This is a genomic window from Paenibacillus mangrovi, from assembly GCF_022898935.1.
GTDB classification, from domain to species: domain Bacteria; phylum Bacillota; class Bacilli; order Paenibacillales; family Paenibacillaceae; genus Paenibacillus_AQ; species Paenibacillus_AQ mangrovi.
Genome location: NZ_JALIRP010000009.1, coordinates 128,956 through 150,354 on the forward strand (window position 1 = coordinate 128,956; position 21,399 = coordinate 150,354).

Annotated in this window: 14 protein-coding genes and 1 pseudogene; 6 read left to right on the forward strand and 9 right to left on the reverse strand. The window is 37.2% G+C overall.

Annotated elements, in window-relative coordinates; all coding sequences use genetic code 11:
- Positions 1-127: 127 nt before the first annotated feature.
- From dptF to dptH, 3 genes are read left to right on the forward strand one after another with little or no spacing between them, the layout of a single operon-like run.
- Complete coding sequence (gene dptF / locus MUG84_RS20890) at positions 128-2,401, forward strand: DNA phosphorothioation-dependent restriction protein DptF (protein WP_244728501.1); 2,274 nt, start codon at positions 128-130, stop codon at positions 2,399-2,401.
- Positions 2,401-3,777, forward strand: a complete 1,377-nt coding sequence (gene dptG, locus MUG84_RS20895; protein WP_244728503.1) for a DNA phosphorothioation-dependent restriction protein DptG — start codon at positions 2,401-2,403, stop codon at positions 3,775-3,777. Before dptF ends, dptG begins: the two co-directional genes overlap by 1 nt.
- On the forward strand, positions 3,758-9,040 hold the full coding sequence (gene dptH / locus MUG84_RS20900; RefSeq protein WP_244728505.1) for a DNA phosphorothioation-dependent restriction protein DptH: 5,283 nt from the start codon (positions 3,758-3,760) through the stop codon (positions 9,038-9,040). The genes dptG and dptH overlap by 20 nt, the downstream gene beginning before the upstream one ends.
- A 41-nt stretch (positions 9,041-9,081) precedes the next feature.
- Here the strand turns inward: dptH and MUG84_RS20905 are convergent, their stop codons facing one another.
- The 8 genes from MUG84_RS20905 to dndB form a co-directional block, all read right to left on the reverse strand.
- Complete coding sequence (locus MUG84_RS20905) at positions 9,082-9,492, reverse strand: hypothetical protein (protein ID WP_244728508.1); 411 nt, start codon at positions 9,490-9,492, stop codon at positions 9,082-9,084.
- A 2-nt stretch (positions 9,493-9,494) separates the two neighbouring features.
- A complete protein-coding gene (gene dndD / locus MUG84_RS20910) occupies positions 9,495-11,519 on the reverse strand; it encodes a DNA sulfur modification protein DndD (RefSeq protein ID WP_244728510.1) in 2,025 nt (674 codons plus the stop codon).
- On the reverse strand, positions 11,520-11,714 hold the full coding sequence (locus MUG84_RS27685; protein ID WP_425313250.1) for a DNA modification system-associated small protein: 195 nt from the start codon (positions 11,712-11,714) through the stop codon (positions 11,520-11,522).
- 267 nt (positions 11,715-11,981) lie between these two features.
- The gene (locus MUG84_RS20915) at positions 11,982-13,112 is read right to left on the reverse strand and encodes a cysteine desulfurase family protein (RefSeq protein ID WP_244728512.1); all 1,131 of its coding nucleotides are present in this window, start codon (positions 13,110-13,112) and stop codon (positions 11,982-11,984) included.
- 18 nt (positions 13,113-13,130) lie between these two features.
- Positions 13,131-13,496 (reverse strand): DNA sulfur modification protein DndE, encoded by a 366-nt coding sequence (dndE, locus tag MUG84_RS20920; RefSeq protein WP_244728515.1) that lies wholly within the window; start codon positions 13,494-13,496, stop codon positions 13,131-13,133.
- Positions 13,493-15,499 (reverse strand): DNA sulfur modification protein DndD, encoded by a 2,007-nt coding sequence (dndD, locus tag MUG84_RS20925; RefSeq protein ID WP_244728517.1) that lies wholly within the window; start codon positions 15,497-15,499, stop codon positions 13,493-13,495. The genes dndE and dndD (MUG84_RS20925) overlap by 4 nt, the downstream gene beginning before the upstream one ends.
- Positions 15,500-15,517: 18 nt before the next feature.
- The gene (gene dndC / locus MUG84_RS20930; RefSeq protein WP_280521438.1) at positions 15,518-17,023 is read right to left on the reverse strand and encodes a DNA phosphorothioation system sulfurtransferase DndC; all 1,506 of its coding nucleotides are present in this window, start codon (positions 17,021-17,023) and stop codon (positions 15,518-15,520) included.
- Positions 17,013-18,107, reverse strand: a complete 1,095-nt coding sequence (gene dndB / locus MUG84_RS20935; protein WP_425313251.1) for a DNA sulfur modification protein DndB — start codon at positions 18,105-18,107, stop codon at positions 17,013-17,015. The genes dndC and dndB overlap by 11 nt, the downstream gene beginning before the upstream one ends.
- A 197-nt stretch (positions 18,108-18,304) precedes the next feature.
- Here dndB and MUG84_RS20940 point away from each other — a divergent pair, with 197 nt between their 5' ends.
- From MUG84_RS20940 to MUG84_RS20950, 3 genes are all read left to right on the forward strand, one after another.
- Entirely contained in the window at positions 18,305-18,406 is a 102-nt protein-coding gene (locus tag MUG84_RS20940) for a putative motility protein (protein WP_244728522.1), read from the forward strand.
- A gap of 870 nt (positions 18,407-19,276) precedes the next feature.
- Positions 19,277-19,651, forward strand: coding sequence for a hypothetical protein (locus tag MUG84_RS20945; RefSeq protein WP_244728524.1), 375 nt, complete (start codon positions 19,277-19,279; stop codon positions 19,649-19,651).
- A 3-nt stretch (positions 19,652-19,654) separates the two neighbouring features.
- The gene (locus MUG84_RS20950; protein WP_244728526.1) at positions 19,655-19,873 is read left to right on the forward strand and encodes a hypothetical protein; all 219 of its coding nucleotides are present in this window, start codon (positions 19,655-19,657) and stop codon (positions 19,871-19,873) included.
- Positions 19,874-19,952: 79 nt separating this feature from the next.
- Here MUG84_RS20950 and MUG84_RS20955 read toward each other — a convergent pair.
- Positions 19,953-21,135, reverse strand: a pseudogene (locus MUG84_RS20955) (IS256 family transposase).
- Between the last annotated feature and the right edge of the window lie 264 nt (positions 21,136-21,399).

The window sequence follows — 21,399 nt, forward strand, 5'->3', positions numbered from 1 at the left end:
GTCTATGTACAAAACTGAGGAAAGACATGACTGAAGGATAGTCCTTCGTTAGCTTTAAAACGTTTTACCTGGTGATTTTCGCTGTAAAAGTGTTGGAATGTGAAAAATGTAAGAGGGAGTAATAAATATGAGCAGCAGAACGTTAAAGGACATACTTCACTCCATATATCCGGAAGCAGCAAGAGAATATGACCTAATAGAAAACTTGTTTTTTCAGGATAAAGGCAGTGCCGCAGTTAAAGCAAGGGCTTTTTTAGAATTGATTATTAATCAAGTTCTTGAGTATGAGAAGAAGAACATAAACATCCAATCCATTTATTATGCATCACTCGCAGACAAAATCAGTTATCTTGCTTCAGAAGGTTTTCTTGACCAAGAAATTCAGCTGGCAATGAACTCGGTTCGAAAAATAGGAAACAAGGGAGCACATAACAGTTCAGATATTACATATCCTGATGTATTCTCTGCACATAAAAATGCTCATAAGGTTGCCGTATGGTTTATGGAACTCTATTCACCTGAACAGTTTGAGGCTCCGGAATACGATGAACCTAAGCCTCAATCCGATTTGAAGACCCCGGACATCGAATTGATGGTTAAATCATATCTGAAAAAAAGTGGTTTGATTCAGGAACATCAATTAGTTGATGATGAAAAAACGAATAATGAAGAAGAGGCCTCTATTCTAAATAAAAATCTACCAGTCGGGGATAGTTATTTAATTAGAGAATTAAAGCGTCTTCAGGAGTCTTCTAAAGAAGCAGTAGAATCAGCCGGTTCTTTTTCCTATTACAAGGAGTATCTACATGTTGATCGTGGTCCGCAACTGCAAGTGGAAAAGATGCTGGAGCGTAAATTTAATCAGCAAGGATCTAATCTTTTGTTAATATGCGGAAGCGTAGGAGATGGGAAATCTCACTTGCTTGCGTATTTGCGTTCCCGTCGTCCGGAATTAATTAAGGATTACACGATTATTAACGATGCAACCGAGAGTTACTCACCAGAGATGAATGCAATGGAAACGTTGGTAAGGGAACTTGAGGGTTTCAAAGATCAAAATTTAAGAACATCCAATAAAAGAGTTATATTGGCTATTAATATGGGGGTTCTTCATAATTTCATCTACGACCATAGTAATGAGGAGTTCAAAGAACTAGCTTTATTTATCGAAGAAAGTAATATATTCACTCAGGAACTTACACCGAATTTTACATCCGAACATTTTGATCTGGTCAGCTTTGGAGATTACCATCCATATCAACTAACCGCAGAGGGGCCCGTTTCTTCCTTTTATAGTGAATTAATGAATAAAATTTTTATGAAGTCTGATATGAATCCGTTTTATTTGGCTCACCAGGAAGATGTGAAATCGAGTGTTTATACGATCGCTCATTATAATTATGAATTCTTACAGATTGAACAAGTCCAACATAAAATTTTGGAACTTGTTATTGAGATTATCCTTAAATATAAATTGGTAATATCAGCGCGTTCTTTCTTGAATTTTATTGTCGATATAATAATGCCGGATCAGCCTGTAAGCATTGTGAAAATGGATGAATATGAAATTTTGGATAATATGACACCCAGTTTGTTATTCAACAGAGAGGATCGTTCTGTTCTTCTCAAATGGCTCCACGAGATTAGTCCGCTCAATCGAACTCGTTCTAAAGAAATCGACGAGCTGATTGTCTCTCTTCACTCCCTTCAGAATAAAAGAGATGTCATAAAAGAATATATTACCGATGAAACTGCAAATCGCTGGTTCCTTTCATTTTGGGAAGGGAACGAAGAGGTTGAACATCATGCATTTAATAGAGTTGTGGATGCCGTCATTCTAACTACTTATTTACAGAATAAGAAATTCTCTAACCAGACTAGTGACCAGGATTATAAATTGTATACACAACGGCTTCACGGGTTCAATGTAAAAGATATGAACATCATCCGTGACATTTATAAAGAGACTACTAACGTAATTTATAAGTGGAAGGAAAGCCCTAGGGAGGATTTTATTTATATTACCCCTGTGCATGAAAAATATAGACTTGCTCAGAGAATGAAGCTTAAACCGAATATTAGTCATATCAAAATGCAGAACGGTGAATCCCTGGAAATATTTAAGGATCGTATTAGGGTTACTTTTGATATCGGTGATTATACAAGTTATTTGGAAATTGATTTTACACTATTTCAGTTATTCAGAAGAGTACTTGATGGATACAAACCGAATAAACAGGATGAGGAAGAAATGGTTCACTTTGTTGAGTTTATTGAGAAATTGATGCGTAGTGGAAAAAAGAAAAGTCAGCTCCTTATCCATTATATTCCTGATAACAAAATTTTCTATCTAAGCAAAGATGAATTTACTGGATACTTATTCACCGGGGGGAATATGTAGTGCCAATTTTAAAAATGGAGGAAATATCCACAAATTTAACAAAGAAGAAACCTCCTTCACATCATGAGGGAGATATAAATAAAGTTCTGCCGTTTGCTACAACCAAAAAATATGTAAAAGGAAGTTTTCAGCCGCTTCTGGGAGATTATGTCCGTAATATTACTCAGATCAATGTAAAAAAACAACGAAGTAGCTCACTTGATGCAATGGGAGTCGATCCTCTTATTTATAATATCGAAAAAAGCATTAACGCAGGAGATCAACTACAGCATGAGCTTGAAAGATTTCTGCAATATTATTTGTATGGAGAGAAAGAAGATATCAAGTTAATTCATCCTCATATATACAACTATCTGCAAGGAGCTGAATCAGACAATATATTCCGAAAAGTAGCGAAGTGCGCTTCTGATGTATTGGTTAATAATGATCAGCGAGTAGCAAATATCTTCAAAAATACAACTACAGAAGATGTACTATCTGAGCTTATTATCGGTGCGTTAAATCGTTCGACTCAAGAGCATTCTGCGGAGACTGTGTATCAATGCAAGCTGGAATTTTTGAATGAGTTGTATTGCGAAGATCTTATTTATATAAGTTATCATCAAGATTATTTTATTAAGTCGCTGCCTACACTTACTCATTTTTATTTTTTTACTTACGTATGCCAGTTACTACTTAAATTCGAGCAGTTTGAAAAAGCTGATTACTCTTCTGCTACTCCTCTTTACTATGCTCTTGACTGGGAGGGGGTTATTTCTAAAAGAAGAAAAGCGGCAAGCGATTTGGAAGGTTTCAAAAGAATCAAGCAGAAGGCACCGCTTTTATTTCCTCATATTCATACAATGTCGCAGTTATGTACATTCACAGGAAATACAAGCAATAGCTTTTATACGTATCCGGAACTTTTAGAACGTTTCACAGATTCAAAAGAAGAACAAGAGTATTTAGAGGATCTAAACAACTGGCTGAAGCAATATAGACATATTTTTGGTGAAAGAGTTAGTCTAAAAGAATCCGCAGGGGACCTTATTACCGCATTCCGTCTATTATTTGAAAGTATCAAAGAAGGGATGAATGAAGGGGCCCGGATCAGTTATGGTAACAGTATTGACAATATCGGATCCGAATTTTTAAGAATCAGAGGCAGCAGCGGAACCATTCTCATGCTGAATCACGAGATGTTACTTTTGTTGACCGCCATTTCTGTGAAGGATAAACGAATCCCTATTAATCAGCTGTTTACGGAATATGAAAAAAGAGGGGTCGCCCTAGACCGACATTCGAAGAAAGCTGTGCTTGAAATGCTAGACAATTTAAACTTCATTGATAAAAAAAGTGATAGCGGGGATGCTCAGTATGTCAAACCAATTTTATAATTATGTGTCAAACCTTCTGATCAGTTTTTTTAGTGATATTAATATTCAGCCTGGAGCACGGTATTTCTTACAACTGGAAAATGAAGAGGAGGTTATCTCTTTAGTCGAATCACTTCGAGACCAGTCCATAAGCACTCCGTTTGTATACCAGCATAACCAAGGATCTGCGTATCAGTCATTCAGTATTGAAATAGGTAAAGTTAATTTGGTTATCGCGTATACATCTGAAGGTGTAAGTCCTGACTTTCTAGTAACTCTGCGAAATCAAGTAGGTGAACAACAAGGGATCTGGAAAGATACTGCACTATTAAGCATTGTTTTCAAGCAGTTAGACTCCATACAAGGCGGAAGTACAGACTTGCAAAAAGAAGGAATGCCGCTGCATCCCAAAACATTTGAAGCTGGATTGCAGGATCAAATTGATAGCAGTGTGTTAAATAAAGTTGAGCAGACAATTCTTTCTGAGAGAATGGATCAAATATTATCTGAATCCAGTTTTCAGCAAATTACTTTTTTTGATTTTGAGGAAATTTTTACTGCACTTTCTAAAGGAAGAATTGATAAGGGAGAGTATAAGGATTTCGGACTCTTTGAGGATCCCGATTTGGGAACATACAGTAAAAAAGAAATGAAAGAGAGATTATCGAAGAATCGAGAATTATTTGAATTTGTGCGCCAGATTCATGATCTAGGTTTCGAAAACGAGGAATTGGAGAAAAAACTCTCTTTAAGCGCAGCACCAAAACTAAGAAGTACGGAAGATTGGACAAACACACCGTATACAGATGTAAAGAAAGCGTACGATGAAGTACAGAATTTAGGGCAACAAATAGTTGAACTTAAACATATTGAACTTAAAGATCAGCTTCAATTCTGGAATAAACCTCACAAGGAAACAACAGCTGGTGAGCGAAAACGTCATGTGATTATTTTTAACCCAGAGCGGCAAGCTGAAATCAATATGACTCTTTCTTTTATAGTTGAAGGTGAGAGTAAAAGTCTTCAGGCAAAAAATTTCAAAGTAACGCCTGATTCAGAGGTTCGCTATCAAGTAGCCAGAACAAATGTAAGTCTCAACTTAATATTTTCGAACCCTGATCTTCCTACATTTATGAAAATGGGTTACAAACATAACGGAAAGTCAAATGTGGGATGTGAATTGCATGTCGCTGTTCTTCCTCTGTCCTTTCAGCAATGCTCTTTTTTTGAACTGGACTATTTTGTAGATACCAAAAACCATATGATCAATATACAGACGGATAAGGAAACATATCAAATTGGTACAGGATATCAAAAGAAGGAAGAAAAAATAAATGCTTCGGGGGAAGAACTGAAGATCAACAACGATGACTTACTTGAAATTACATTAAATAGTGAGCTTTTTAACGAACAAAATCAATTGCCACTTCACATTCATTTTGTTTCTTCGGGAGTGATTGTCCCTGTTCAATTTATAATAGAAGACAAGAGCAAAGTTCCGATTAGTGCATTTCGACTCTGGAAGCGAAAAAGAGAAGAAAAATTAATTTTTCATAGAGAGGGCAGTAAGTTAAAAGTCGGAAGCTCTGTATATTATGGCAGCAATGAATTTATTAAATACCTGCAATGGGAAGAAGAATGGAAAGAATGTGGACTAAAAAGTGCAACGCTGGAGTCTGATCAGTTGCATGCAGAAGATTTGGAATTAAGTACAACTTTAATGGATGCTTACAATCGATTGATCAATTCGTATGTAATTCATAAGTCGACTCCAAGTTTGTGTTATATGAATGAGGAGATTGCTGAACGTGCTAGAGAATACATCGAAGAATATATCATGGAAATTAATTCTTTTGAAGAAGGAAAATCGGTTGGAAGAAAAGGAAGAGATCTCTTCAGATTAGGTGTTATTCATCATAATGAAGATGTGATATTCACTCCATATCATCCTTTAAATATTGCATATCAGCTCCAGCTAGCGAAGGATGTTCAAAGCGAGCCTGTAGATGATCGAATTCTAAATAGATTACGTCCAGAAAGCCTCCTTCCATTTATATATGAAAATAAGAAGGAAGAAAATCTATATAAATCTGATACAATTTCTGAGGCTTATGAATGGATAATCTATAAAAACGTAAATAAAGTTAGCGTAACAGATGCGAATAAATATTTATCACTCATTGTCATGCATAAGCTCAGACAGTTTGAAGAACATTATTCGTATCTTTTCACCGATCAAATCAAGGCTCCATACAAAATCAATATAATCAATATAGAAAATGACCATGAAGTTGTTAGAGGTATGTTGCAGTGGTTTATGGAGACAATCAAGAAAAAAGGTGCCGATCATCTTCGGAAGCTTCATATTAACCTGTATCGCGAGTACAGTCTGGAAACAGAGTTTGATCATTTATCAATCTTGGATACCGCCGAAGATATTTCTGCTTATTTTAATGTTTCCTTAAAGTATGAGGAACTTGATTCTAGTCACATACTTAGGCTTATCCGAAATTCAATTTCGTATTATAAACGGTATATTGATCATAAGAGCGAGATTGATTATGCTCATATATCATTCTATAGAATGAACATGAAGGAAAGCTATGCTGTTCAACCGATGAACGAAATGCCGGCAGGTATAGCGTTAAACGGCTTATATTCGTATTTACCATCCTTTAAATATGAAGAAAATTACCGCTCCGGTTTCGGTACAAAATATTACCTCGGTAATCATGAGGAAAATCAATTAATTGAGCTCAGCATGGGACTCAATGAGCTAGCAGCCAACTTGAAAAATGAGGGGAACGATTCATTTCATAAGGGTGAAGCAATATATTCCCGAACTACGACAGCAGATGAACAATTTTTACAGCAAATTTTTGATGCTTCTCACTGGGTTACCTTTGTTGATTCGCACCTAGATTTGAGTTACTTTAATCAGTTGGATGAGAATTTGTTTGTTATTCATTATAGTGACCAATATTCTTCTAATGGCTATGATGCTATTACAGTAACAAATAAGGCAGCGCATTACCTTTCAGTCATCAGTGAGTATCTTGGCTCTCATCAATTAAATGTAAGTGAAGAAAAAGTCATAGATATTATTAAAGCTTTTAATACATTCAATGGTGAATGGCTTCTTAGAATTATTGGAAGTAAGGGACACTACTCTCGTGAGAAATTTAGTATTGTATCAGCTATTAAATTTGCACTTTCTTATTTTGATCATTCTAATATCCGTTGGGTTCCAATTTCTCTAGAGGAAATTCTAAGAGTAGCAGGAAGTTCCAATTTGAGTAAGAACGATGGGATATTTACAGCCAAGAATCTGGGGCTGAAAGGTGTTCATAGCGATGACCTGTTGTTAATGGGTGTAGAAGAGTGGGATCAAAAGCTGAGGATCCATTTCTACCCTGTGGAAGTGAAAATAGGGGTAAATAGTCAGAATGTTATGGACAAAGCTGCTAATCAAGTTCTGAAAACAAAAAAGATATTTCAAGATGCACTATGTAACGAAGAAAAGCCATTTACTTCAAAATTTTACCGGTATTTCTTTGCACAGCTATATCTAGTAAATGCGGCAAAGCTTCAGTCCAGCGACTTCTGGCCTGAAAAAAATTATAAGACGCCTTACCATATTATTGATAAGCTGATTCATGACCAGGTGGAGGTCAACTTCGATATTGACCGGCTTGTTGGAGCAGGTGCAGTGATTTCATTTCAGAAAGATGCTTATCATAGATCTGCCGAGTTTGAAGATAATGTGACCTATCTCAATTTAACCGAATCTGATGGATTGTATGGTCTGATCAAATCCATGCAGGAGATGTTCGAATGGATTCAGCATAAAAATAATGATTTGATTAAAGAAAACTTGTTGTCACGTAGATACAATATTCTGTCTGGACATAATACTGAATCGCTCCAGGAAACAGCTGCTGCTAAAATTACAACCATTGATATTGATTTATCGATAGTGGAACCTTCACAGGAAGAAAAGGAGGAATCAGCTTCAGTTGAACTAAATCATGAAAATGTACCTGGCGAGATTGATGAAAAAGAAGAATTTAATGCAGTATTCGAGTCATTGGAAGAACTTGAATCCGATGTAGAACAGACTTCAATATCAGATGGTGCGATGATAAACACTCCGAATGAAGTAGGCCGAAATTTAAGAATCTTGCTTGGCACTGCGGAGAATAGTGCAAAAGAAATATATTGGGAATATGACCATTCAGGCTTAGCCAACAGACACTTGCTAATATCCGGTAAATCGGGTCAAGGTAAAACCTATTTTATGCAATGTTTATTGCTGGAGTTATCTAAACAGAATATCTCTAGTATTATCATTGATTATACCGAAGGATTTTTACCGAATCAGCTTGAACCAGAGTTCATTGATTTCTTAGGTTCAAAGCTAAATCAAAGAGTTGTTTATAATGAAAAAGTACCTATTAATCCATTTAAAAGAAACATAAGAGATATTGGTGGAATAACGTTGCCTGAATCCAATACGGATATTGCAGAGAGAATTAAGAGTGTATTTGCCTCTGTCTACAAATCTCTTGGAATACAGCAGTTAAATGCTATTTATGAAGCGGTATTGAAAGGACTAGAACAGACACAAGACCAGATGGATCTCAATGTAATGAGAGATATGCTTGAGGAAGATACAGGCAGTGCGTCAAAAACAGCATTGTCTCAAATTAGGCCTTTTATTGATCGACAAGTGTTCATTAATGAGCAGGACTTCTCTTGGAATGACATGATAGATCATAGAGGGACTGTGAACATCATTCAGTTAACTGGTTACCCTAATGATGTACAGCGTATTATTACTGAATTTATCTTGTGGGATCTATGGAACTATCTTTTGAGAAATGGAAGTAAATCCAGTCCCGTACCTCTGATTCTTGATGAAGCGCAAAATCTAGATCATCGTGAACAGTCTCCATCTGCCAAAATATTAACGGAAGGTCGTAAGTTCGGATGGTCGGGATGGTTTGCGACACAATTTTTAAAATCGCAGTTGGGTGCCGATGAATTGGCGAGAATGCAAAATTCAGCTCAAAAAGTGTATTTTGCTCAAACCGATCAGGAGGTATCTTTTGTAGCTAATTCATTAGCTAGTGAACCAGGCAAACGTAAGCAATGGGAACAGAAGTTGAATAATCTTCGTAAAGGTCAATGTATTGTACAGGGGCCGCAGTTAATTGAACGAGGAGAGCTTTCCCCTCCAACAGAAATTGTCGTTAATATTACACCATTGAACGAGAGAATATAAGCAAAAGGGGGAAAATCCATATTACGGATTTTCTCCCTTCTTTAATTCATAGTTAATATTGCAAGCCTTAAATCATCAAGTGAGTTTTTTTCTTTTTGGATCTGATCAAGTATTCGAAGTCCTTTTTCAATTCGGATTGCGATTTCATTATTGATCTCATCAGTATTTAATACTCTCTTAGATTGGTTGATAATAATATGAGAATACAGCGTATATTCTTCGGGAGTGAAAATATCAGGGATTTCCCATTTGTCTCCAGTATTCTGATCGTTGATTTCAATATTGCGATGAGATGATAAACCTTTAGCCAACGCAAGACGAATAATAAATGGCCGGTCTACATTTGATTTTCCAGGCTTTTCTTGTGGCAGCTGATCCGACAGGGCTCCTACGAAATAATCCAAAAGTTGCTTTCCTGTAGAGCTTAGATGCTTTCTCTTAAAACCTGCCATTTTTAGACCCCCTTAGGCAAAAAATATCCTGGTTTAATCAGTGTATATTTTCTATTTTGATCGTAATCAAGAGTGAACTGTTTATATGTGCTGTCTTCAATCTGTTTAATATATTCCTCTGTAATTTCAGTGTCCGTCGATAGAATAATAACCTGCTCGCTCAATTCTTTGTAGTAATGATTAATCAGATAAGAGCGATGGTAGCTGTCCAGTCTGCCCAGTGGTGTATCGATAATCATCGGCAGTGAGTAGCGGGAAGATTTGGTTAATGCCCAAACTAGTGCAGATGAAATAATCTGCATTTCCCCGGCAGAGCGGTCATTAATACTGATTTCTTGATTTTTATCGTTGTATAATCTGATCGTGTAGGTGTTCATGTCGAATTCAATTTTACCGAATTCATTTTGTTTACGGAACAATTGATTAAGCATGATTTCAAATTGTTCATGTATAAAGTTAGCTTTTAATTTCGTCAATTTTGTGATGTACTCATCAAGCAAGTTAATTATTATTGCTAAACGTTCATATTGCTCTTGAGAATTATCATGGTTTTCCGCTTTTATTTCTGATTGGGTAAGTATTTTACTCAGACGTGTTTTTTCTTCACTTAATGTGTTAATCTTACGTGTGTAGGATTTGAGTCGCATCTCTACTTCACCAAGACTTTTAGTCTGGTTATCAATCTGAATATTTTCTTGTTCTATGTCAACGGCATCTGGAGCGTTTCTGATTTCCGATTCATATTCTGTAGTTAAGCTCTTCTCTTTTTCAATCTGGTTATAGATGTTCGTTAAATGCTGTGGTGTCATAAGCGGAAGACTCATTAGCTTTCGATATTGTTCATTATTCAAATCATGAAAAATGTCTAATTCTTCAGTTTCAGTATTTAATTGGTTTAGTTCTGCCCAAATTTTTTCTCCTGCGCGAAGAAGAGTCTCTTTTTGCATTGATGAGAGCGGCGGCATTACCTCAACATTTAACAGGTTTGAAATGAAATTCTGATATGGAATTAATGAGGCTTCCTTCACTATTTTCTGTTGTCTATATTTATCTTCTTTTTTCAACTCTTGCTGAAGTAATAGATACTGGTCTTTCAATAGAATATGCACAGCAGACCCAATAAACTCTTTGATGTATGATTTTTCCAGTTCCTGTAATCTCGTTTCACTAGATGTCAATTTTTTTACATATACTTCTCTAGAAGAAAAGTTTATTTTGATTTTTTCTTCTCGTTGCTTCTTTAGGAACATTATTTTTTCTTGAAGTTCTTTTTGTTTTAAAAGTTCATTGTTTTTTTTTATTGATAGTTCGTTTATTTCTTCAACAAGTTCACTAAGTTTGGTAGCGATTTTTCTGTTATCTACTTTTTGCGAAGAATTTGTACGTTTAATAGAAAGCATTTTCTTATACAGAAAAGCTCTGGATTCCTCTAAATCAATTTTTAAATTTCTATAAGTTTCAAGTCCGCTTAACTTTTGGATTGCTTCCTTCATCTCATTACTGTTTTGTCTTAATATGACTTCTTTTATTTCTTCTCCATCGAATATAAAAAAAGGTGCGACATGATAGGGAACAGTCCGGTCAATAAAACGGTTATATGTATCAATATTGTTTACAAGTTGAGTACGACCGCCTCGGGCTCCTGGTTTACGGATTGTAATCTCCCGTGTTTCATTGATCTGTACTTTATTATGATCAAAAATCCATTTGGTTTTCAGTTCCCATTCTTCTTGGTTATCAACTTCCACAATAAGATTTATGTAGCATTCTCTTCCACCCTCGATAAAGAAAGTGTTATTAATTACATTAGAAAATACTCTCCTATACTCAATAGAAGTCATCCCACGTTGACCAAAGAGACTATAGTGTATCGCTTTTAGAATTGATGTTTTCCCTGAACCATTAAGTCCGCCGACTAAGATGATATTTTTATTGTCATTACGTGAATCATCAGGAATGTTTAAATCCAGTTCCTGATGACCATAAAACGTCTTATAGTTATTAAGAACTAGTTTCTTGATAATCATCTAGTGCAATTCCTTTCCTTTAGAATGATAGGTCACTAAGTTGATGTAATCGGTACGTTTCTCTGAAGATGATACATTTTCATACATGTGCTTTTCTGCAGTTTTAACAAGAATATTAATTAAATCAGATGGAAGATTATATTTATCACACAGGCTTTTTAAGAGTTGTCGTTCCTGTTGCCTAAGTGTATTCATGAAAATCACCTTTCCTATATAGTTAAATGATATAGATAATATTACCTATTAACTATACCACATATATTGAATCATTAGGGGCATATATGCATATTATGAACAAGATTTTGGATATAACCATATGTAAGTTATACCGGCTAACCACTCCAAAAAATGCGGTTGGTTAGTTTGTATACTCGCTCCAATATAATGAAAAAAATATTTAATGATAAAAAAAACCCGAGAAATATGATTCGATCGGGCTCTGTTAAACAGAATATTTATTATTTATTTGATTTGTCCGAAAATATCTAAATCCTCTTTATTCAGATCTGGGCTTAAGGTAATTCGAATCGTTTGTCTTATTTCCTGAAGTGATTTTCCGGCAGCACTAAGGACATGACTTGGTTTGCTAGAACTGCAGGCAGATCCTGACGACAGAGCAATAAATGGTGATAATCTTTTGAGAAGAAGCTCATTGTTTACTCCGATAAACTGTAGACTGACAAGACCGGGGATTTTATTCTGAGAATCACTGTTGAACTTTATTTTATCACCTAAACTCTCTGAGAGTAGATTAATTAGATATGACTCTAATTCTTCCAATTTGGCAATATTCTCATTTAAGTGTTTTCGTGCAAGTTCAGCTGCTTTCCCCAGTCCCACAATATTATGTACGGCGAGTGTACCACTGCGGTAATTATTTTCCTGCCCTCCTCCATGTATTAGAGGAGTGAGTTTCGTGTAGATTTCTTTTGATTGCTTACGAACTACGGCAGCCCCTATTCCTTTGGGCCCTCCGATTTTATGACCTGACATGGACAAGAAACCTATATCAGGCATATCTCTCATTGAAACAGGAACTTTACCAATGACTTGCGTAGCATCTGTGTGGAGGAACAAACCAGTTTCTTTAAACAGCTCAGCAATTTCTACAATTGGATTCAAAGATCCGATTTCATTGTTACCCCACATGATCGAAGTGAGAAGAGGCTGTTCCTTGAGTTCTTGCTCCAGTTCATCAACGTGAATTCTGGCATAGGAATCAACATCAAGGAATCTCACATTTGTTCCCCGTTCTGCTAGGTAATGAAAAGTTTCAATGATTGAAGGATGTTCGACTTGGGACGTGATCATGTAATTGTTGCTGCCAGGCTGTCTTCCGTAGAAGTCCTGTACCCCTTTAATAATCATGTTATTGCTCTCAGTTGCACCACTTGTAAACACAATTTCATCAGGTTCACATCCAAGTAATTCTGCTACTTGTTCCCGTGCATGTTTCACTGCTTTCTTAGCATTTTCAGCTAATGAGTAAAACTTGCTGGACGGATTGCCATATTCCTCTTGAAGATAGGGGAGCATAGCCTCAAAAACCTCTGGATGTATTCTAGTTGTGGCGCTGTTATCTAGATAGATCATTAATGATCCCCACCTTCATTAGATTAGCAAAGCGCGAATAAATTTTTCATAGTTTCCGGTGCTCTTGTATTCCGCTGCCAAGTCACGAATCCCTCTTTCCAGATGCGCATTGAAGTATCCTGGAAAGTATTCTTCATCGGTCAATTCTTTATTAGCAACTTGAGTGATCAATGCTCGGAAAATATAGTCATTCTCACCAGTCACCGTATTACGGTTAAGAACTAGACCATCACTGAAGTCATTGCTAAGAGGTAAAACATCTCCCTTTTTTAAAGAAAGAGCTACAGCATATCGGATCAGAATATTTGGTGTTATTCCCGTTGAAGCCTGAAGTTGTAAGAGAGTATCTTTGGTATATTTTGATGTCCTTAAGGTGAAATTCATTGTGGGCTTGTCTCCTTTGTCATATTAAAATAGCGGCCCCGAACGATTTCAGCTGTTTCTTGAAATTGGTTATATTCCAGCGTATAGCATAACGAAGTAATGTCTTTAATCATATCGAATTGTTCAGATGCTATTTCCGAGTCAGTAGTGAAAATTAGGACCTGATCACCGCACTTTGGAATGAAATGTTCAATGAGTGCTTTTTTGTGGTCTTGATCAAGTCGCCCGAGTAAGGTATCAAAGACAAATGGCAACTTCCACTCGGATACTTTAAACATAGCCCAGATTACAGTCAGCATCAGCATTTCCTTCTCGCCGGCTGATAATCGTTCTTTAGTAACTTCCTGTTTTTGTTTATTGTATAGATGAACTTCGAAACTGGATGAATCAATTTTGATGCGGTCAATATAATCTTTTTTTCTCAACAGAATATTGATCATTTTGGTAGCTTCTTTAGCAACATCATTCAGTTTTTTGTGCCATTGTCTTTCTCTGAAGCGCTGACTTACTGTCAGTAATTTTTCTGTCATTACGTAAGAACTTTCTGATTTATAATACTCCCGAATCTTATCATTAATTTTATTTAGCGTAGCGTCTTTTACTTTTATCTGTTCATTGATTTCTTCAACTTCTGCAGCGTTTTGTTCAGATTGGATTCTGATCTGTTCTAATCTTCTGTTCCGTTCTTCAATACGTTGAAGAAGTTCTTTAAACTCGCTTGAAGTGTCATTTAGGTCAATAGCCTTGCGTAATTCCTGCGATTCTTCCAGCAAAACCGCATTTTCATCAAACAATTCAATATATTTTTGCGCATCGAGTGACTGGATCCGTTTATGCATCATGTAGATCTCATTCTGTTGTTCAAATGAAGATCTATGCAAAGTACCAGCATTTGTCGGTCTAAGAAGATCCATTAATCCGCTATGAAATCCTTCCATTTGTTGATCTGAAAAATTAAAATTAGATGACTGCGTCAGATCCTTCACCAGCTGAAATAAATGATCCTTTTCTAATGTGGCAGCAACGTATTCATAGGAGTCATAATGTTTTTCAACAGCAATTTGTTCAGCAACTTGGGATAATGTTTCACGAACAATATAGAAGGGAAGAAGTGACATTATAAATGCCTTAATCTGATCTGAATTTCTTTTTCTGCGATGCTCAATCTCATTTACCTGTTGGATCAGCTGCTGCCTTTTTTCTTGTACTAGCCCGCCGTGAATTTCAAAATCTTTTTTATCCTGTTTGATCAAATCTGTGAGTTCAGTAGTTTCATCTTGATAAGCATTCAGTTCATTTTTGAGTGCATTCAAGTGGTTTTGCAAATTAAGCAGTTCTGTTTTAAGTAAGCTTTGGGCCTCAATTTCTCTAGAAGCATCCAAATTTTTCTGAGCATACTGCTGCCGATAATTTAGAAGATCCTTCTCAAGATTAACAAATAGGTCTAAATTAAAGAGAATTTTTCCTGCGTCCTGTAAGTACTCCGGGATTTTTTCCTCAGATACAATTCTTGATATATCCTCACCGTCAAACAGACAGAGTTCAAATAATCTTGGCGGCATTTCTTCTCTAAGTTTGTTTTGGAAATCTGAAATCTGCTGTGCATTCAAATGGGTATCATTTTTCTTAACAGAGAAATATTCTCTGATCTTATTTTCTTTCAGGGTCCAGCTCCGGACTAAAGAGTAGGTAGCAGGTTCAAATTCTTCTGTCGATACATACTCAAGAATGATTTGATATCTGTCCCGTGTATTTTCATGAAGGGCTTTACGATTAAGTAAAGAGCGTATTTTTTTGAAATAGGGCTCATTTTCAGTTAGATATCCATACGCCATAGAACCAAATAATACAATGCGAAGAGACTCCAGAATCGTTGTTTTACCTGCTCCGTTTTTTCCTCCCAATAATACTACGTTATGGTTAGCGTTTGTTTTGAAGTTAAAGTTATTAAGATCCCCGTAATAAGCCCCGATATTACGAAGAATCAGTTTGTTAATCTGCATGAAGTATCTATTCCACCTTTATAAATGTAAGAAGTCTTGATTTAGAGTTTTGTCAAAAGCCTGAAATAAACCTCTGCGGACTTTCACACCAGAATAATCTTTTTCAACTGAAATTAACTTCTTGAGCAGATTCAGGTTTACGCCTTCCTCTTGACAGAGTGTTTCAAGGTCAGTTAGTTGATCTTCTTTGAATACAGGACGATCATCTTTATGCCAATTATAGACTTCACCCGTCTCTTCTTCTACAATTTGCGGCAAGCGATCTTCCCATTGAAGGTCAGCATGCCAGTATTTACGAATCACCTTGAGTTCTTCAAAAGTAATCAATTCAATACTTGAATCGTAGAGTTCACGAACTTTTTCTTGTGTTCGTAGAAGTTCTCTTAGCATTTCTTCTCGGGCACTCAAGGTAAATGGACCGACTCCGAATCGTTTGAATTTTCCGTCTTCATCTTCAACAAATACTTCAAGGTCTTCTATTGTTGCGAGATTGATATTATTTTCTTCAATGAATTGTTTGATCTCGGATTTTTTGATACTTTGATACTTGCCTGCTCTAATCTCTTCTTCTGTGACTCCTCCAAGATTAGTTGTTAAATATACTTCGCCGTTCATTCTATGCTTTTGTCGCTTAGAACGGTCTTCCCGAATATTGACAAGATAATTCCTGAATTCATAGAGCGGAGTTAACCATTCTACACCGCTGTTAATGAAACCGCTAAGAGCTTTATCCTCATTTACGACAGTGCAAGTCCAACAGCCAAAACGACTGTTGCCGCATGAGCCGGCGCTTTCTTTAACCTCCTTGTCCACTACCAAAGGACACTCGCTGCTAGAATCTTGATACAGTTGCAACAGTTCGTTATTATCATCTCCCCAAGGAGATGGATACTGGAGAAGAAACTCCCATACATCATCTAAATCAAATGTGCGAATCGGAGCAAATACAAAGGCGTTTCTAAGCGTAGAATGCCGCATTAACTTTTTGCCTTCAATGGTATGGGACTGCATAACAGCGGCTCTGGTAGAGCTTTCTGAATCTCGAACCCCAAGAAGCATAACAACTTCTCCGAATTGATCTACCTTGTCGAGAATAAATTTGTTAGCAGGTTCAATCTTTAAACGGTCGGTACACCATCTGAATTTTTGCCTTGGAGTAGCATAGCCTTTACCAATAATAGAAGCCCAGAAAGTTTGTTCTGCTTTAGGTCTTACTTTTTGTGTTTCAAAAGGAAGGCCAAGCTCGAGTGCTTTGGATTGAATTCTTCCTAAAGTGCGCGTAATCTTATCAATAATAAGAGGTGTTTCGACTTGAGTATCAGATGAGATTACATACACTTTTTTATTTAATTCACTAGGGTCGAGTTCACTCAAAGCTTGAAAAACAATTTGAACAAGGGCAGTAGAATCTTTACCGCCGCTGAATCCGATTACCCAAGGTCTTTCATCCATAAGATAAACTTCTTTAACAAGTGATTTAGATTCTTCGAATTTGCTTCCCGTATTAAATATGTTAAGTTCCAAGAGGGGGAGCCTCCTTTAGTTTATTTTCGATTTTTTGCTCCTGTTCAGTTAAAGAAAGGCCGAGCTTATATTTAATCAAATTGGCAGTGAGCTGAATTGTTTCGTTGGTCTTATTGATGCGTCCTGTCTGACCATAGGCCCTGCCAAGCCAGTCATTTTTGTTATCTCGGGACCAGTCAATTTGACTAAGTTTCTTAACACAAGATTCCCACTCATCCGGTACATAGTAGTATAAGTAGTTCCCGATTAAGCCTACCGCTTCAAGAAATACACCGTGTGCTACGATGGAATTAATTCGCAAATCCCTTGGAGTCGTTACTTTATTAATTACATCTTGCCATTCTATTATGGTTGAACACAGTGTTGTCCAGAAATTAAAAACAAATTGCTTCTCCTGTTCTGAAATTAACTCCCCCTTGCGTTTTCCAAGCAATCTGCAGTTTGTATTAAAAATGTGGTTCAAAGCAAAGAGTTTAGGAGAATTCTTCGATAGCGAGACCTTTTCTTTATCTGTGTAGCGCTCGAGCAAAGGTATTTCTACAATGAGACCTTTCGTAATCATTGATAGCTGATCACGATGATCATATAAAATCCCAATGGATGATGTTGTGTTGACCGCGTGACGATTTAGATCAGAGAACATTTGCTGTGAGCGTGTTAGACCTAAATCGTGAAAAAAAACGACGGAAATCGTCTCGTCACCAAGTTCGGGAGAAACTTTTAAAGCTTCTTCAATAGCAGCTCTACGATGTTGACCGTCATTAATGAGAAACTTCGAATCTAAAGAAATGGACAGATAACCGATGTCCTTTAGCTCTTCCGAATGCGATTCAAATTTCAATTCGCCATCGACCGAAGCGGTAAGAGAAGAAAAAATATAATCTTTTGGATTCTCCAATATGTAGTTTGTAATTTCGGGAATTCTAGACTTATTCATGAGGCGTTGAGCCCTGTGTTCAACGGGAATTTCTTCCTCGTCGAATAGAAAAATTTTTGGGATTAAACGAAGTGGACACATAATCGTATAAAACTCTCGGCCGGCTTGGATTCCTCGTAAAGATGGAAAAGTGTAGCTGAAATTCATTGGCAATCACCTCAATTACGTACGTAATTTTATCTAATGTAGATAATTTTAATTGAATACGAACGAATGTTCAATAACAATATTTTTGTTCTTTCTACAATTTCTATTAAAACCAAAGGAGGTGACATGATGGATATTGCGGCTTTGTCTACATCCATGAGTCGGGCGGCATTGGCTCAAGTCCGTCGGTGCTTCGGATGGCTAAAGGTCAGGCGGAATTGCAGGGGCAGAATCTGATCCAGATGATGGAAAAGAGCGTTGACCCCAACTTTGGAAAGCATATTGACGTTTCGGTGTGACCTTACTAGGAAAAATTGGTTGAAAGAGCACGCAGCTACGGCGTGCTCTTTTTGATGTACGCCCAGCATGGGCGTCATCTCTAGGGTGAAAGTCCCGAACGGGGGCTGGCGAACGCTTACCGTTAGCCAAGAGCAAGGGTCGATCCGTGAGGTCGAATCTGAAGGAAGCTGGAGGCAAATGCACGAGCCAAGGTACACGAACTGGATTTGAGGCAGAGGTAGTCGGATAAGTCACCATTACATGACGAAATCCAAAGTCGCCAAGGGCTACTTTTGTAAACTCCAGTGGTTGCGGGCAGAAAGATGACGCTCTTATCTGGGGAGGCCTGCGGGAGGAAAAAAATGCGAAGTACCTTCGTAACCGTAACTGAGAGGTTACGCTGAACCCGCAGGAGTCAGCAGAGGCCATAGTACGGGAGTACGGGACGCCGGAAATCGGAAGGGCTGAACCGAAAGGAGAGAGGAAAACGATGCGTTCGTATGAAGAGCAACGACAGCAGAATATCTCACAAGAGAGCTTGCGGCAAAGAGAAGCGGTGAAGCCGTTTGAATTCTTCTGTATACGTCTGGAATGTTTGTCCCTTTTTAGCCATAAAAATATCCCCTCCAAGTGTCACTCGAACCTTCATGATACCATGAAGGTTTATTTGAGTGTCTACTTAAAGGGGATAATACCACAGTGCAGGTTTTATTATTTCACCTGTCTACCGTAAGGGGAGCATATCATTTTCTCGGCAGTCTTTTTTGTTTTAACTTATTCAGAAAATTACAATATTAAAGCAAATAATTCATCACGAACCCATTGGGAAAGTATTGAATATAGTGCATATAGCCATACTAATAAAAAATTCCATGGGCTGAGTGGAGAATATGGACAATAAGAGCAATCATAAAGTTGCAATTTACTATAACCTTCATAAACGCTGTTTATCAGTCAAAGATCACCGTACTGGGAGGATTATTGCGCATGAACAGTCACTTTTATTAGAAAATGTTTTGTTTAAAGTAAGCCAAAAAGGAAGGGAAAGAGTTCTAAGGGAGAAGAGGAAAAACGTTCATGCTTTTATTATTGGAGATAAGATTTTAGCTATTCCAACCGAATTAGAGCTGAAGCAATATAGGAAGGCTAAATATAACCCTTATCTTTATGAGAATTTTGTTGATATAGATTCAGGTCAAGAGGTACTACAAGCCCAAAAAGTTTTCTGTATTGGAAAATCAATTTTCTATTTAAAGGGAGATTAATTAATGAATTCTAAAGAACAGCTAATTGCACAGATAGAAGGGCAGTTCTTATTTCATAATCTTAAATATAACGGTAGGGATACCCAGGCTATTTATTTTATCGGGCTGGATGAAGACAAAGAAGGAGTTATGTTAAAAGTAATAACAGAAGAAGGGGGATACGACTCAACTATTTGGTATAACAAAGATCAGGATTGGTATTTTGCAGATTCGCTTTTTTAATAGACCAAGGGTCTTTTTTTAGGTAGCGTCAAGAATTTTGTGTAAATGGAGATTTCCTTGTCTTGTAGGTGAAGCTGTTTTAGTCCTTGGTTGTGAACATAGCCTGCAGTTCAGCACGTGCTAGATCAAAGCCAATGTGGCAACGTGTGGCGAAGCGCTGGTTATAGTCCTCAAACTGAGCCACTAGGAATTTTTCTAGGGCTTCTTCGTGTGGGAATTGTTCTTTACGCTTGGTGTATCTCTTAATCTGCTTGTTGAAAGATTCAATAAGATTCGTTGAGTAAATACTTCTCCAGATTGACTTTGGGAAGTTGTAGAACGTGAAGATATACGGGTTCTCACGTAAGGATTTAACGACTTTAGGATAGATAGTTCTCCACTTATCGCAGAAGTCCTCAAGAGCAGCCTTACCTACTTTCTCGTCTTCCGCACGGTACACCGATTTGAAGTCGTTACAGATTTCAGATCGATCGGATACACGCGCTTTATTAGCGATGCTACGCGCCACATGGACACAGCAAGACTGGTATTTTGCTTTCGGATAGACTTGGTCAATAGCTGATACGATGCCCTTCAAACCATCGGAGTGAAGATCAGAATTTCTTCAGTGCCGCGAGCTCTAATATCCTGTAGCAGTTCATTCCATACGTAAGCAAACTCTGTAGGAGCATTGGTGTATGCCAACACTTCTTTGGATCCATCCTCACGAATACCAACAGCAAGATAAACTGCTTCCTTGGAGACAGTTTCACGTTTCACGGCAATATATGTGGCATCGATGTACACACAAACATAACGCTTAGCCAGCGCACGTTTAGCGAAGGCGTCTACGTGTTCCACCATCGCTTTTGTCATGTTGGACACGGTTTGTGGGTATAGTGATGACCATACATTTTCTCGATAAGATCAGTGATTTCCGTCATCGTAACGCCTTTCTGAAACATATGAATGACGAAGGATTCTAGCGTATCGTTTGATCGTTTGTAAGGTGCAACGGTTTGTCGCTTGAACTCACCATTACGATCCCTTGGAATGGTGAGCTGTAAGTCTCCATATTCGGTGTGTAATGTACGAGTGTAGCCACCATTTCTAGAGCTTCCGGAGTTCACTCCGATACGGTCATACTTTTCGTAATTTAAGAAGGCAGTTAATTCTGTTTCAAGCAGACGATTCATAGCTGATTCTAGATGCTGACGGAATACTTCGGTCACATCCTGTTTAGTGACTAGAGCTTGGACTAAATCTGAAGTAAAATGATTCATGGGGAAGACCTCTTTCTGTGAATTGTGTTGTGGTGACTTAATTCTACAAGAAAGGGTATTCCCTATGTTATGTTAACTATTTACACATAATATTTTACGATCTCAAGAGCTCGGCTTGTCGAAGTTTTTAAAAATCATAGGTTAAAGTTAGGTTCAATAAACGTGAACTTATTTTATTACTTATGGATTTAGATAAATCACTAGTTCGAAGTAGTCTTTTAAGAGAGAATAGGATTCAACTTTTGGGGGATATTTCAAATTGGT